Origin of the sequence: Gilliamella sp. B3783 (assembly GCF_026536125.1) — a bacterium.
GTDB lineage: Bacteria > Pseudomonadota > Gammaproteobacteria > Enterobacterales > Orbaceae > Gilliamella.
In genome coordinates this window covers 209,298-222,080 of record NZ_JAFNOU010000002.1, presented here as the reverse complement: position 1 = coordinate 222,080, position 12,783 = coordinate 209,298, and the positions used below count along the sequence as shown (strand labels likewise).

Genomic DNA, 12,783 nt, shown 5'->3' with positions numbered 1-12,783 from the left:
TATGCCAAACGTTGTTATTGACTTTTTAGAAGGTCGCACTATAGAACAAAAAAGAGAAATGGCAAAACGTGTAACCAATGCTATCGCCGAAACACTAAATTGTAAGCCTGAAGCAGTACAAATTATTATGCACGAAATTTCAAAAGACCAAATTGCGAATGGTGGTGTTTTGCGGTGTGATAAAGATTAATTAAACTCAAGACTCAATTTATACTCAATCAAAAAATAAAAAGCGTTTGTCATAATTTATGGCATATCATGCACATTTCATTTAAAACCTTAAAAATCATTCTGTTTTTAAGGTTTATCTATTTTAAATCTTGGGCAACGTTTGTAATATTGAACATGATATAAAATACTTAGTGATTGCAATGAAGGTGAAGTAAATGCCCCATTTTACTGACTTTGGTTGCCAAATAGTGCTCATTATTAGGATTTTCACCCACTTCTAACGGCACCCTTTCAGTAATTTTTATGCCTGCTTGTTCAAGCACTCTTATTTTTTCTGGATTATTGGTTAATAGTCTAATATCAGATACACCAAGTAATGTTAGCATGTCTGCGCAGAGCGTAAAGTCACGTTCGTCAGCAGCAAACCCCAGCTGCTCATTCGCTTCTACTGTATCTAGTCCTTGATCTTGCAGAGCGTAAGCGCGAATTTTATTAAGCAAACCAATATTGCGACCTTCTTGACGATGATAAAGTAAAATTCCCCGTCCTGCTTGTGCTATCTGTTTTAAAGCCGCCTCTAGCTGAAAACCACAATCACAACGTAAACTAAATAGCGCATCGCCAGTTAGGCACTCTGAATGAATTCTTGTTAATACCGGCTCTTTATTTGCAATATCACCCAAAACTAACGCCACATGATCCTTACCAGTTGCAATTTCTTCAAATCCCACAATAGTGAAACATTCCCATGGGGTTGGCAGTTTTGCTTGTGCAACAAGTTTTAATTGCATCATTATCTCCGTATTGAATAAAACTTAAATAGAATTTTTTAAAAAACTCTCTTCCATGCTAAAATATATAGCAATTTGTGCTTAATTGAGTTTTTAAATGGGGTTAATAATAAAAAAAACAATAGCCACGCTGGCTATTTTCTTAGTTATACCTTTAGTAATTATAGCTATAAATTGGCATTGGCAACCAGAATCATTAAATAATACATCCAAATTTTTTTTCGTCATAACAGAAACGGCAAGTTTTCCTTGGGCAATAATAACATCATTCGTTTTGTTTATCCTGTTTTGCTTATTATTAAACATTAAAACGACAAAAAAAATAGTATTAATAGGAATACTTCTTGTGGGTGCAATACTAACGGGGCAAATGATTAAAGCTGTTATCAAATCTCAAACGGCAGAATCTCGACCCTATGTATTATGGATGAATAAACAATATCAATTGAGTGATGATAAATTTTATTCGTTGACTAAATTAGAAAAAAAACAACTCATTGATCAGTTATTGACTAATTCCAACATGATCCCAACTTGGTTACGTGAACATTGGCAAAACGAAACAGGTTATTCATTTCCATCAGGACATACTTTATTTGCAGTAACATGGGCTTTTTTAGCAGTAACATTATTAGGCTTTAAACGCCATTATATTGTGGTCTATATGTTGATTATTTGGGCATTATTAATTGAAATTAGTCGATTATGTTTGGGTATGCACAGCCCAGTTGATCTGTTGTGTGGTGTTTTAGTTGCTTGGATCATTTCATTAATTTGCTATTTTTATGCACAAAAATATCATATAGTAGATAACTGATAATTAGCGTAAACCGTGTTGAAATAATATTTGAGAATAACGCTCATTTTAAATAACGTTAAAATAATAAAAAGGTTATTATTATGAAATTTATTATATCCATTCTATTGATAATTATTATTTTTGCCCTATCTATTTCGGTAGGCGCATTCAATGATGAAGTGGTAACATTTAACTATTTATTTGCTAAAACCGAATTAAGATTATCAGTTCTATTGGCGCTATTTTTTGGCTCTGGCTTTATTATTGGAATGATATTAACAGGAATTTTCTTTATTAAATTAAAACTACAACATTCTTCAACAAAACGTAAATTAAATAAATTACAAAAAAAATATGATGATAGTATAGCTGATCATCAAAAAGATAATTTAATTAAACCTCATCAAGAATAAAATATTATGTTTGAATTGTTATTTCTATTATTACCTATTGCTGCCGCTTACGGTTGGTATATGGGCGATAGAAATGCTAAACAAAAATATACAAATCAATCAAATCGACTATCTCGAGAATATGTAGATGGTCTTAACTTTCTTTTATCTAACCAAAAAGATAAAGCTGTCGATCTGTTCCTTGATATGCTTAAAGAAGATGAAGGCACGTTAGAAGCACATCTGACTTTAGGCAATTTATTTCGTTCTCGTGGCGAAGTAGATAGAGCGATACGAATCCATCAAGCATTAATGGAAAGTTCATCCCTCTCTTTTGAACAACGATTATTAGCCATTCAACAACTTGGACGTGATTATATGGTTGCAGGTCTTTATGACCGCGCTGAAGAGATGTTTTTACAACTCATTGATGAAGAAGATTTTCAACAACATGCGTTACAACAACTTATTTTTATTTATCAATCAACCAGTGAATGGATTAATGCAATTAATACTGCCACCAAGTTGGTTAAACTCGGCAATACAAAATACAAAACAGATATAGCTCAATTTTATTGTGAGTTAGCTTCGCTTGCTATCGCCAATGAAGACCTTGAAAAAGCGTATAGTTTATTACAAAAATCGGCAGCAGCCGATGCTAAGTGTGCTCGAACCTCACTGATGTTAGGACGCGTATTGATTGTGCAAAATAAAATTGAACAAGCAATTGAATCATTCAAACAGATACTTGAACAAGATAAAGCCTTTATCGGTGAAGCTTTACCTTTATTAAAAGAGTGTTATCTTAAATTAAATAAAGAAGACGAATTTCAGCAGTTTTTACAATTATGTGTTGATCAAGATTCAGGCAATGTCGCTGAACTCATGCTTGCCGATATCATTGAAAAAAAGAGAGGTCTTGATGCAGCCCAGAACTATATGTATCGAGAGTTATTAAAACACCCTAATTTAAAAGGGTTTTATCGTTTAATGGATTACCATGTTGCCGATGCCGAACAAGGTCGAGCAAAAGAGAGCCTATTATTGTTACGTAATATGGTAGGTGAACAAATAAAAATAGTACCAAATTACCGTTGTCAAAAATGTGGATTTACGGTTAATTCAATTTACTGGTTATGCCCTGGTTGTCGTTCATGGTCTACAATTAAACCTGTTCGTGATTTTGAACAGCATTCTGAAAAATAAAGAGTTTTTTATGTTTTTAATCGATTCGCACTGTCATTTAGATAGTTTAGACTTTAATACTAAGTCAATTGAGCAAGTACTACAAAAAGCAACTGAAAATGATGTTAAACACTGCTTAAGCGTAGCAACAACCTTATCTGGTTATGAATCAATGAAGCGCTTACTGACACCTTACACTAATCAATGTTCTTTTTCGTGTGGTATTCATCCCCTTAATCTTGATGACGAACCTTATGATGCTGACCGCTTCGAAAATTTGGCTAAAGAAGAGAATGTTGTCGCTTTAGGTGAAACAGGACTTGATTACTATTATCAGCAAGATAATCTAGAGCTTCAACAGCATAATTTTATTGAACATATACGTCTTGGAAGAAAGCTTAGCAAGCCAATCATCGTCCATACACGAAATGCCAGACAAGATACATTAACAATCTTAAAAGAACAGCACGTCCATTCAGGTGTGTTACATTGTTTCACCGAAGATATTGATACGGCAAAAAAACTATTAGACTTAGGTTTTTATATCTCTTTTTCAGGCATTATTACCTTCAAAAATGCCGAAGCGTTAAGAGAAGTGGCAAAATTTGTGCCATTAGATCGTATTTTAATCGAAACTGATTCACCCTATTTAGCTCCAGTACCTTATCGTGGTAAAGAAAACCAACCTGCTTATGTGCGGGAAGTTGCGCAATATTTATCGGTTCTCAAAGGTATTTCTTTAGCGCAACTAGCACAGCAAACCACTTATAATTTTTGTCAATTATTCAATCTTCGAGGAAAGTTAAATGAAGTATAAATTAGCTATTGATTGGGACCATTTTCTAGCAAATTATTGGCAAAAAAAACCCGTTATTTTACGAAAAGCCTTTGCGGAGTTTGTCGATCCAATCACACCCGATGAACTTGCAGGACTCGCGATGGAAGAAGAGCTTGATAGCCGAATTGTGACGAATAAAAATGGAAAATGGGATGCTAAATTTGGTCCTTTTACGCATTACGATGATCTGGGTGAGGATCACTGGAGTTTATTAGTGCAAGCGGTAGATCATTGGCATGAACAGGCAGCAACGTTAGTTGAACCGTTTAAGTGTATTCCTCATTGGCAATTTGAAGATCTTATGATTTCTTATGCAACAAAAGGGGCTGGTGTTGGACCGCATATTGACAACTATGATGTTTTTATCATTCAAGGTATGGGATGTCGACGTTGGCAAGTTGGCGATCGTAATCCTAATTACAAACAGTTTAGTGCTCACAAAGCGCTATTACATGTAGAAGCTTATCAGCCGATTATTGATGAAGAAATCACCGCCGGTGATATTTTATATATTCCAATTGGCTTTCCACATAATGGTGTATCAATTGGCGAATCACTAAGTTATTCAGTTGGCTTTAGAACGCAAACTTCACAAGAATTATTAAGTGGTTTTGCTGATTATGTGATTGATAACTTACCAAATGGGATTTTTTATCAAGATCCAGACTTAAAATTACCAAGCGATCCTTATCGTATCGAGCCCTATGAGCTAGAAAAACTACAAGGGCAAATGATCGACCTCATCAAAAACCCAGACTTATTCAATGACTGGTTTGGTAAACACATCACAATACCTATGCATGATCTTAACATCATCCCAGCAGATCCCGCCTATGAGCTAGATGAATTTGAAGAAATTCTAAAATCTGGTGCCGAACTACATCGTGTACCGAGTATACGTATTGTAAAAATAGAGGATACGGCTTATATAAATGGTGAAAAAATACCCTTACCGATGGAAACCATCGACCTATTATGTGAAACCGATGTACTTTACTACGAACAATTACAAGATGAACAAACCCTAAATGTCATGTTAAAATTGGTCAATCTTGGTTACTGGTATTTTGACGAAGAGTAAATTTTGTTCAAAAACTATTGGCTAAAAAAAGCTACCCGAAAAAACTGCAAAATGGCGAAATTATCGGCTAATTTGTCTAAAAAATTAGATAGTTATAAAATTTAACCAAATAATTTCGCCTCAATAAAAATAAACAAAATAAAACCGACTAATTTCGGCTTTTCATTTGGATTTTTATTACTTTTAAGTATATACTTGCCCCGCTTTAAAATACCCGCCTGTTTAATGATGAATTACATCATAAATGCTTTTTATTAGTGAACGATCTTTTTAACAACTAGAGGTACACATGAATAATGAAACAATCCTAGTCAAGCAAGCCGAAAGTGAAAACCAGAAAATTACCCCATATCAAAAAAAGACGCTTTTCGCATCTACAGTTGGTTATGCTCTAGATGGTCTAGACATGATGATTTTAGGTGTTTGTTTTAGTCTCATCGCTGCGACCTATAATCTGACAAAAGCAGATCTGGGTACTTTAACCTCGGTCACGCTTTTAGGTGCGGTAATCGGTGGTATTTTATTCGGTATACTTGCTGACAAATATGGTCGGGTAAGGGTTTTTTCTTGGACTATTTTAATTTTCTCTTTATTTACTGGACTTTGTGCGCTCTCCCCTAATTACGAATGCTTTTTAATTTTTCGATTTCTAAGTGGGCTCGGTTTAGGTGGCGAATTTGGCATTGGCATGACACTTGTTTCAGAAAGTTGGCCTAAAAGCAAGCGCTCAAGAGCAACTTCTATTGTCGCATTAGGCTTTCAATTAGGTATTATTTTAGCAGCACTAACAGTTAACTTTATTGGTGAAGTTTATGGTTGGCGCTGGGCTTTTGCGATGGGAGTATTGCCTGCTTTATTTGTTGCTTGGACACGTAAAGGACTAAAAGAACCCGAAATTTGGCAAAATTTAAAAGATCAAAATAAAAATAAAATCGCAATTAACAAGTTATTTAAAACACCAAAAACGACAGCCACTACTATTGGTTTAACCATAGCCTGCGCGGTACAGAATTTTGGCTTTTATGGACTGATGGTTTGGATGCCAAACATGATTGCAACTGAATTAAAATTACCGTTCAAAAACACTATGTTTTGGACCATCTCAACAACGATTGGGATGTCATTAGGGATTTTAATCTTTGGTTGGTTATGTGACAAATTTGGTCGGCGCCCTTCTTATATTGTTTTTTTACTGGTTTCTGCTATATCGATTTGGTTTTACTTTCACCAAACAGATATGGTGATTCTTATTATATTTGGTTCTGTAATTGGCTTTTTTGTCAATGGAATGATGGGCGGTTATGGCGCATTGCTTGCTGAACACTACCCAACAGATGCAAGATCAAGTGCCGAAAACATTATTTTCAATGTTGGACGGGGAATTGCTGGCATATCGCAAGTTTTGATTGCTTATTTAGCCACTGTTTATTCCATCAGTTATGCCTTAGCCTTACTTTCGACCGCTTATTTACTGTCTGCGGCTGCATTTATCTTTTTAATTCCCGAAACAAAAGGTAAGACATTAGAATAATACAAAAAAACAGGGCTACTGCCCTGTTTAAATAACTTAGCCGATTAATCAAAAAAATATTAATTAGTGTTACATGAAGCAGGGGTTAATGTTACGCTAAATATCTTTTCATCATTAATATAATAGCTATGAACGGCACCATTAGGAAATGCACCTCTAAACTCTTTAATTTGTTGATTATCCGAACAGTAAACCTTTTTCAAACTTTCAGTTGTCATTTTTTCGGTTTCAGGGATTTGCAATGAATCCTTAGATACATTAATGATATAGCGATAATTAATTACATCATTATCTTTAAAGATATCAACTAAGCTAGTTTTTGAATCAACTTTAGCTGGGAGTACTTTTTTTGCCTCGCTAATAATTAAATCTTGTAATTTAGTGAGATCAGCTTTATCAGGCGCCTTTACCTTATTACTATTATCACAACCGAACAAAACAACACACATTAAAGCTATTGAAGTGATTTTTAAGAATTTCATATAATATATTCCTTAGTTATTATTTCGTTGATTATAAATTAGATAGTTTTACAAACGTATATAGCGCATTTTTTATATTATTACCACATAAATTTATGTACAGACAATAAAGTTATAGAATATTCTTCGCCAACACATAAAACTTGTAACACATTAATTGAAAAAAGCGACAAAGAAGGCTAAAACGCTAACAAGCTTTTACTCGTGATAGTTACCCCATCGATTCATCCATAAAAAATATAACTAATTTTTTGCTCATAGCCATTTTTTTAAAAATTAAAGCGTATTTTGTGCTTTTAAGCGATTTCTTCAATTCACTATTTAAATAAAAAGGGCTTTAATTCGCCCTTTTAACATAAAATTACCCATAATTTTACAATGGTTGCACCCCATTGAAAGCATTATTTATTATCGCAATCGCTTGGTTTTAACGTTAACGTTAATGCTTTATCGTTATTGATGTAATAATTATGAGTCTCCCCTTGAGTAAAAGCAGTTCTTATTGCGCTAATGCCAATATCTTTACCGCAATAGAAAGTTTTTAATTTAGCTAACATTGCGTTTTGATTAGTCTGAGCTTGTAATGCATCTTTAGTGAGGTTGTTTACCGAATATTTATAACTAATCATATTATCGTCTTTCGCAACATCGACTAAAGTGACATTTTGATCAATACCTGAAGGTAATTTTTGTTTTACTGCTTTAATAATAAGATCTTGAGCAAGATTATAATTACCGTCCTTTATTTGATTGAGAATATTTTCTGTTTCTAACTTCGTTTTATCGTATAAATCTTGGGCTTTGTCACCTACGGCAGAACTTGTGTCTACCACTTGTTGTTTAATATCATCCATTTTAGATTTTGAATCATCACAATTGACTAAAAATAACCCCATTATTGATAGAACGATTACTTTGTATGTTTTCATTGTAAAACCCTTTTAAATGTGGAGAATTGTTGAATATTTCTAATGCCTGAAAATAGCGGCATCTAAATAATTTAATGTATATAAAACTCATTGATTAAACATCAATTTTTAATGGTTGATAAATCAATCTGCTTATCATGGCAGTTATGGATTAATTAGTGTGATAACCACCTGTTACGCCATAAGTTTCGGCTGTAGTATAACTGGACTCTTCACTTGCTAAATGTACATACACGCCACACAGTTCAACAGGTTGACCAGCGCGTTGTAAAGGTGTTTGTTTACCAAATTCTGGAATCGCTTCACTTGGCTGCCCACCACAAATTTGTAATGGTGTCCAAACAGGGCCTGGGGCTACACAATTCACACGAATGCCTTTACTTGCCAATTGTTTAGCTAGTCCACGAGAAAAGGCAATAATAGCAGACTTGGTTGAAGCATAATCAAGAAGATTTCCACTCGGTTGGAATGCTTGAACTGATGATGTAGTAATGATTGTTGAGCCTGGTTTTAAATAATTTAACGCCGCTTTAACTACCCAAAATAATGAAAATACATTTATTTCAAAGGTTTTTACAATTTGCTCAGTGGTCAATTTCGCAATATCTTCGACTGCAGTTTGTTTGCCAGCAACCAATGTTAAGTTATCTAATCCACCAAGCTTATCATGCGCTTGTTTAACCAGTTTTTTACAAAAAGATTCATCACTTAAATCACCTGGAATCAATACCGCTTTGCGGCCAACAGATTCAATTACTTTAGCAACATCCTCAGCATCCTTTTGTTCAAACGGAAGATAGTTTATTGCTACATCAGCGCCCTCTTTAGCATAAGCGATTGCCGCAGCACGACCTATGCCAGAATCCCCACCGGTTACTAACATTTTTCGACCAGCTAAACGTTGGTGCCCTTGGTAACTTTTTTCACCGCAATCAGGAATGGGTTTCATATCACATTGTAGCGCGGGCGCGGTTTGTTTTTGCTTTTGAAATTTTGTATGGTGATATTTTGTTGTTGGATTATAAATTTGTTCACTCATCGTTTTTTCTCCTAAGTTAAATACGTTTTTTACAAATCAAAATAACTTTAATAAAATCATTAAGATAAAACAAAATACTATTTCGAAAAATTATGCAGTAAATAAATTAAATATATGTGATGGTAAAACTTACTATTTGTTTTTATATCATCACCCTCATGTAGGAATGGAATATTGGGTGAATTGTTATAGATAGCTATCCTTGGCAGGTTAATAGGACCGTGAATAATATTAAACGTTGAATTATTTATTGGTGAAATATTATTCTTTTTTAGTCTAGCAAATAAATTGATATTAAGCCAGATATAACCAATTACATTAGCTTGTTATTATTTGAATTCGTCAGTTTGTTAAAACTAAAAATGTTGTCTATAAGCATAAATATACTATCTCTCTTTCTGTGTAGAAATTAGACGTGACCGATTTAATCTTCGTCACAGTCATCAGGTTGTAATTCAACGATGATTATTTCTTGATCATCAATATAATAATGATAATTTGCACCGTTTGGAAAAAAATGTTTTAGCTGTTTCACTTCGTCATTATCACTACAATAAGTTCTAAGCAATTTATCCCGAATCGTATCTTGAGTCGTTGGTAATAAGAGAGCATATTTAGACATATCTTTTACTTCGTATTTATAATTAATAACGTCATCTTCTTTGTAAATATCAACCAAAGTGGTAAGTGCATCAACAAATATGGGTAATTTTTTTTTAACAGGATTAATGACTAAATCATCAACCGTGTTATTTTCCTTTGGTGATGAACTAGCATTATTATTCTTATTTGAAGGTGAATTTTTTTTCTTGTTATCACAATTAATTAACAAAAAACACATTAATAGCAAAGGAATTATCTTAAAATTCGTCATAGTTGTCTTTCCCTTTAAATTACTGAATAACCGATACTTTTGTATATAAATTTTATGCAGTCTTCTTTGAAAAGATAATGAAGAACGTTAGAAAATATTGTTAATAAAACAGCAATGAAACATCGCTAAAATGGCGTATTAATATGATTAAAAAATAATTATTAGAATTACTTAGTTTTGATTCTGAAATAATGTTTAATTAAAAATAACGTTTAACACGCTATCGTTAATCGATAAAATCACTGCTTTATAATTTGTGACTAAGCTAAAAGTTAACTATAAACGACTATTATTGATGTGTGACAAAAAATTTTTTACTGTTTAAGCTAATCTTATATTAATCTATTTTTATTTCATTGAATAGAGACAATAATTCAATTAATTGATCGTACTAGCTGACGTTATTGTTACCACGTTTGAGCAGAATTTTTCATAAGCTATACGCATTGATTAAAAAAAAGTTGCACTTTTTTTAAAAACGAGTATTTTGTTAAAAATAACTTTTTGAAAATGACATAATTTTAATATATAAGCTTATGAACTTTTTACGTAAAAACGTCCTCATTAATATCCTAGTCAGCGTGGTCATTATTCCTGCGCGGGGGCGTTTTTCGATGTAAAAATATGTTCATACATAGAATTAAAACCCCCGCCCCCAAAAGCGGGGGTTTTTTTATGAATAATAAACGAGCAGAATAGAATAAGTGAGGAAGAAATGTTAGGAACACAGTGGATAGTAAAAACCTTAAAAGAAAAAGGCGTAACTACCGTTTTTGGATATCCTGGTGGACAAATTATGCCTCTTTATGACGCGCTTTATGATGGTGGTATTGAACATGTTTTATGCCGCCATGAACAAGGCGCTGCTATGGCAGCCATAGGCTATGCCAGGGCCACAGGTAAAATTGGCGTTTGTATTGCAACATCAGGACCAGGGGCAACCAATATCATTACTGGACTTGCTGATGCGTTGATTGATTCGGTACCGATTGTTGCGATAACAGGACAAGTTCCAAATAAACTAATAGGTACCGATGCATTTCAAGAAGTGGATGTTTTAGGATTATCATTAGCTTGTACTAAACACAGTTATTTAATTGATCAAGCAGAAAACTTACCCAATATTTTAGAAGAGGCTTTTTATTTAGCCAATTCAGGCAGGCCAGGACCAATACTTATTGATGTTCCTAAAGATATTCAGCTTGCAGATCTTAATTATCAAAAATATTTATCGCCAATCACAACTCATCCTAATCTTAATAATACTTCAAAATCCAATATCTCTCCTGCTGACATTGAACTCGCTAAAACCATGATATCCCAAGCTAAAAAACCTATGCTATATATTGGGGGTGGAGTTGGTTTATCTGGCGCGATTGACGAGCTTAGACAGTTTATGAATTTTACTCAAATACCGAGTGTATCAACACTTAAAGGTTTGGGCGCGGCTGATATCAATAATCCTTATTATTTAGGGTTAATTGGTATGCATGGTTCAAAAGCAGCTAATTTAGCTGTGCAAGAGTGTGATCTATTAATTGCTTTAGGCGTAAGATTTGATGACCGGGTCACGGGCAATTTAAATGAATTTGCTCGGCATGCCAAAGTGATTCATATTGATATTGATCAAGCTGAAATTAATAAATTAAAACAAACCCACTTAGGGTTACAAGGTGATATAAAAAGCGTTCTACCATCAATTCATCAAGCTGTTGCAATAGGTGACTGGCATAACAAAATCCAAGAATTGAAAAACCTATATCCCACTCGCTATGATCATCCAGGCGATCCAATTTATGCACCAGCATTATTAAAAACGCTATCTGAGCGAAAGTCGCCAACTACAATTGTAACAACTGATGTCGGTCAACACCAAATGTGGACAGCACAACATATGCAGTTTAATGATCCCAAAAATTTTATTACTTCAAGTGGACTCGGTACCATGGGATTTGGATTACCTGCGGCAATTGGCGCTCAACTCGCCAGACCTAATGACAGTGTAATATGTATTTCTGGTGATGGTTCTATCATGATGAATATTCAAGAACTCACTACAATTAAACGCAAAAAGTTACCGATAAAAATTGTTTTAATTGATAATCAACGTTTAGGTATGGTAAGGCAATGGCAAGAGTTATTTTTTAACCAACGCTATAGTGAGACTAATTTATCTGATAATCCCGATTTTTTAATGTTAGCCAAAGCATTTGATATAACTGGTGAAAAAATAACAAAAAAATCTGAAATTGAACCAGCAATAACTAACATGCTAAATTCGCCTAATGCTTATTTATTACATGTTTGCATTGATGAATTAGAAAACGTTTGGCCATTAGTACCACCTGGTGCATCTAATGAAAATATGTTAGATAAAAAGGGAAACAATAAATGATGAGTGAAAGAACGAAACAGCAGCTATGCATTAAAGCTTATGACAATTTAGGGGCACTAGAGCGTATTTTACGTGTCATACGTCATCGTGGTGCGCATATTGAAAACTTAACAATGCAAATTGAAGATCAACATATTTTTGCCTTAGTGTTGACATGCACCACCGAACGCAGCGTTGCAGCTTTATGCAATCAAATTAACAAATTAGTGGATGTTATTTCAGTTGAAATATGAATTTGTTTCATCGATAACTGTCGATGAAATAATAATTAAAAAT

At 33.7% G+C, this 12,783-nt stretch carries 14 protein-coding genes; 9 read left to right on the top strand and 5 right to left on the bottom strand.

The window, feature by feature from the left end; genetic code table 11:
- Position 1 precedes the first annotated feature (1 nt).
- A complete protein-coding gene (locus J3U59_RS03395; protein ID WP_065634899.1) occupies positions 2-190 on the top strand; it encodes a 2-hydroxymuconate tautomerase in 189 nt (62 codons plus the stop codon).
- A 169-nt stretch (positions 191-359) separates the two neighbouring features.
- On the opposite strand, the gene ribA is transcribed toward J3U59_RS03395, so the two are convergent.
- Positions 360-962 (bottom strand): GTP cyclohydrolase II, encoded by a 603-nt coding sequence (gene ribA / locus J3U59_RS03390; protein ID WP_267333465.1) that lies wholly within the window; start codon positions 960-962, stop codon positions 360-362.
- Positions 963-1,308: 346 nt separating this feature from the next.
- On the opposite strand from ribA, the gene J3U59_RS03385 reads away from it, so the two are divergent.
- The 6 genes from J3U59_RS03385 to J3U59_RS03360 all read left to right on the top strand — a co-directional run bounded on the left by J3U59_RS03385 (position 1,309) and on the right by J3U59_RS03360 (position 6,788).
- The gene (locus tag J3U59_RS03385; RefSeq protein WP_267333420.1) at positions 1,309-1,779 is read left to right on the top strand and encodes a phosphatase PAP2 family protein; all 471 of its coding nucleotides are present in this window, start codon (positions 1,309-1,311) and stop codon (positions 1,777-1,779) included.
- Positions 1,780-1,862: 83 nt separating this feature from the next.
- Complete coding sequence (locus J3U59_RS03380; protein WP_267333419.1) at positions 1,863-2,174, top strand: LapA family protein; 312 nt, start codon at positions 1,863-1,865, stop codon at positions 2,172-2,174.
- Positions 2,175-2,180: 6 nt separating this feature from the next.
- A complete protein-coding gene (gene lapB / locus J3U59_RS03375; protein ID WP_267333418.1) occupies positions 2,181-3,359 on the top strand; it encodes a lipopolysaccharide assembly protein LapB in 1,179 nt (392 codons plus the stop codon).
- A gap of 10 nt (positions 3,360-3,369) precedes the next feature.
- A complete protein-coding gene (locus J3U59_RS03370) occupies positions 3,370-4,155 on the top strand; it encodes a YchF/TatD family DNA exonuclease (RefSeq protein ID WP_267333417.1) in 786 nt (261 codons plus the stop codon).
- A complete protein-coding gene (locus J3U59_RS03365; protein ID WP_267333416.1) occupies positions 4,145-5,257 on the top strand; it encodes a cupin domain-containing protein in 1,113 nt (370 codons plus the stop codon). The genes J3U59_RS03370 and J3U59_RS03365 overlap by 11 nt, the downstream gene beginning before the upstream one ends.
- A gap of 289 nt (positions 5,258-5,546) precedes the next feature.
- Complete coding sequence (locus J3U59_RS03360) at positions 5,547-6,788, top strand: MFS transporter (protein WP_267333415.1); 1,242 nt, start codon at positions 5,547-5,549, stop codon at positions 6,786-6,788.
- A gap of 59 nt (positions 6,789-6,847) precedes the next feature.
- Here J3U59_RS03360 and J3U59_RS03355 read toward each other — a convergent pair whose 3' ends face one another.
- The 4 genes from J3U59_RS03355 to J3U59_RS03340 form a co-directional block, all read right to left on the bottom strand.
- Complete coding sequence (locus tag J3U59_RS03355; protein ID WP_267333414.1) at positions 6,848-7,270, bottom strand: hypothetical protein; 423 nt, start codon at positions 7,268-7,270, stop codon at positions 6,848-6,850.
- A gap of 401 nt (positions 7,271-7,671) precedes the next feature.
- Entirely contained in the window at positions 7,672-8,199 is a 528-nt protein-coding gene (locus tag J3U59_RS03350) for a hypothetical protein (RefSeq protein WP_267333413.1), read from the bottom strand.
- Between the two features lie 151 nt (positions 8,200-8,350).
- Complete coding sequence (locus tag J3U59_RS03345; protein WP_267333412.1) at positions 8,351-9,238, bottom strand: SDR family oxidoreductase; 888 nt, start codon at positions 9,236-9,238, stop codon at positions 8,351-8,353.
- Between the two features lie 424 nt (positions 9,239-9,662).
- Positions 9,663-10,112, bottom strand: a complete 450-nt coding sequence (locus tag J3U59_RS03340; RefSeq protein WP_267333411.1) for a hypothetical protein — start codon at positions 10,110-10,112, stop codon at positions 9,663-9,665.
- 715 nt (positions 10,113-10,827) lie between these two features.
- On the opposite strand from J3U59_RS03340, the gene ilvG reads away from it, so the two are divergent.
- Together ilvG and ilvM are read left to right on the top strand one after the other, a co-directional pair.
- On the top strand, positions 10,828-12,507 hold the full coding sequence (gene ilvG, locus J3U59_RS03335) for an acetolactate synthase 2 catalytic subunit (RefSeq protein ID WP_267333410.1): 1,680 nt from the start codon (positions 10,828-10,830) through the stop codon (positions 12,505-12,507).
- Complete coding sequence (gene ilvM / locus J3U59_RS03330; RefSeq protein ID WP_267333409.1) at positions 12,504-12,740, top strand: acetolactate synthase 2 small subunit; 237 nt, start codon at positions 12,504-12,506, stop codon at positions 12,738-12,740. The genes ilvG and ilvM overlap by 4 nt, the downstream gene beginning before the upstream one ends.
- The last annotated feature ends 43 nt before the right edge of the window (positions 12,741-12,783 follow it).

Excerpts from the sequence above, each read along its gene's own strand:
- J3U59_RS03395 (WP_065634899.1), top strand. The coding sequence starts at position 2 with ATGCCAAACGTTGTTATTGACTTTTTAGAAGGTCGCACTATAGAACAA.
- ribA (WP_267333465.1), bottom strand. The coding sequence starts at position 962 with ATGCAATTAAAACTTGTTGCACAAGCAAAACTGCCAACCCCATGGGAA.
- J3U59_RS03380 (WP_267333419.1), top strand. The coding sequence starts at position 1,863 with ATGAAATTTATTATATCCATTCTATTGATAATTATTATTTTTGCCCTA.
- lapB (WP_267333418.1), top strand. The coding sequence starts at position 2,181 with ATGTTTGAATTGTTATTTCTATTATTACCTATTGCTGCCGCTTACGGT.
- J3U59_RS03370 (WP_267333417.1), top strand. The coding sequence starts at position 3,370 with ATGTTTTTAATCGATTCGCACTGTCATTTAGATAGTTTAGACTTTAAT.
- J3U59_RS03365 (WP_267333416.1), top strand. The coding sequence starts at position 4,145 with ATGAAGTATAAATTAGCTATTGATTGGGACCATTTTCTAGCAAATTAT.
- J3U59_RS03360 (WP_267333415.1), top strand. The coding sequence starts at position 5,547 with ATGAATAATGAAACAATCCTAGTCAAGCAAGCCGAAAGTGAAAACCAG.
- J3U59_RS03355 (WP_267333414.1), bottom strand. The coding sequence starts at position 7,270 with ATGAAATTCTTAAAAATCACTTCAATAGCTTTAATGTGTGTTGTTTTG.
- J3U59_RS03350 (WP_267333413.1), bottom strand. The coding sequence starts at position 8,199 with ATGAAAACATACAAAGTAATCGTTCTATCAATAATGGGGTTATTTTTA.
- J3U59_RS03345 (WP_267333412.1), bottom strand. The coding sequence starts at position 9,238 with ATGAGTGAACAAATTTATAATCCAACAACAAAATATCACCATACAAAA.
- J3U59_RS03340 (WP_267333411.1), bottom strand. The coding sequence starts at position 10,112 with ATGACGAATTTTAAGATAATTCCTTTGCTATTAATGTGTTTTTTGTTA.
- ilvG (WP_267333410.1), top strand. The coding sequence starts at position 10,828 with ATGTTAGGAACACAGTGGATAGTAAAAACCTTAAAAGAAAAAGGCGTA.
- ilvM (WP_267333409.1), top strand. The coding sequence starts at position 12,504 with ATGATGAGTGAAAGAACGAAACAGCAGCTATGCATTAAAGCTTATGAC.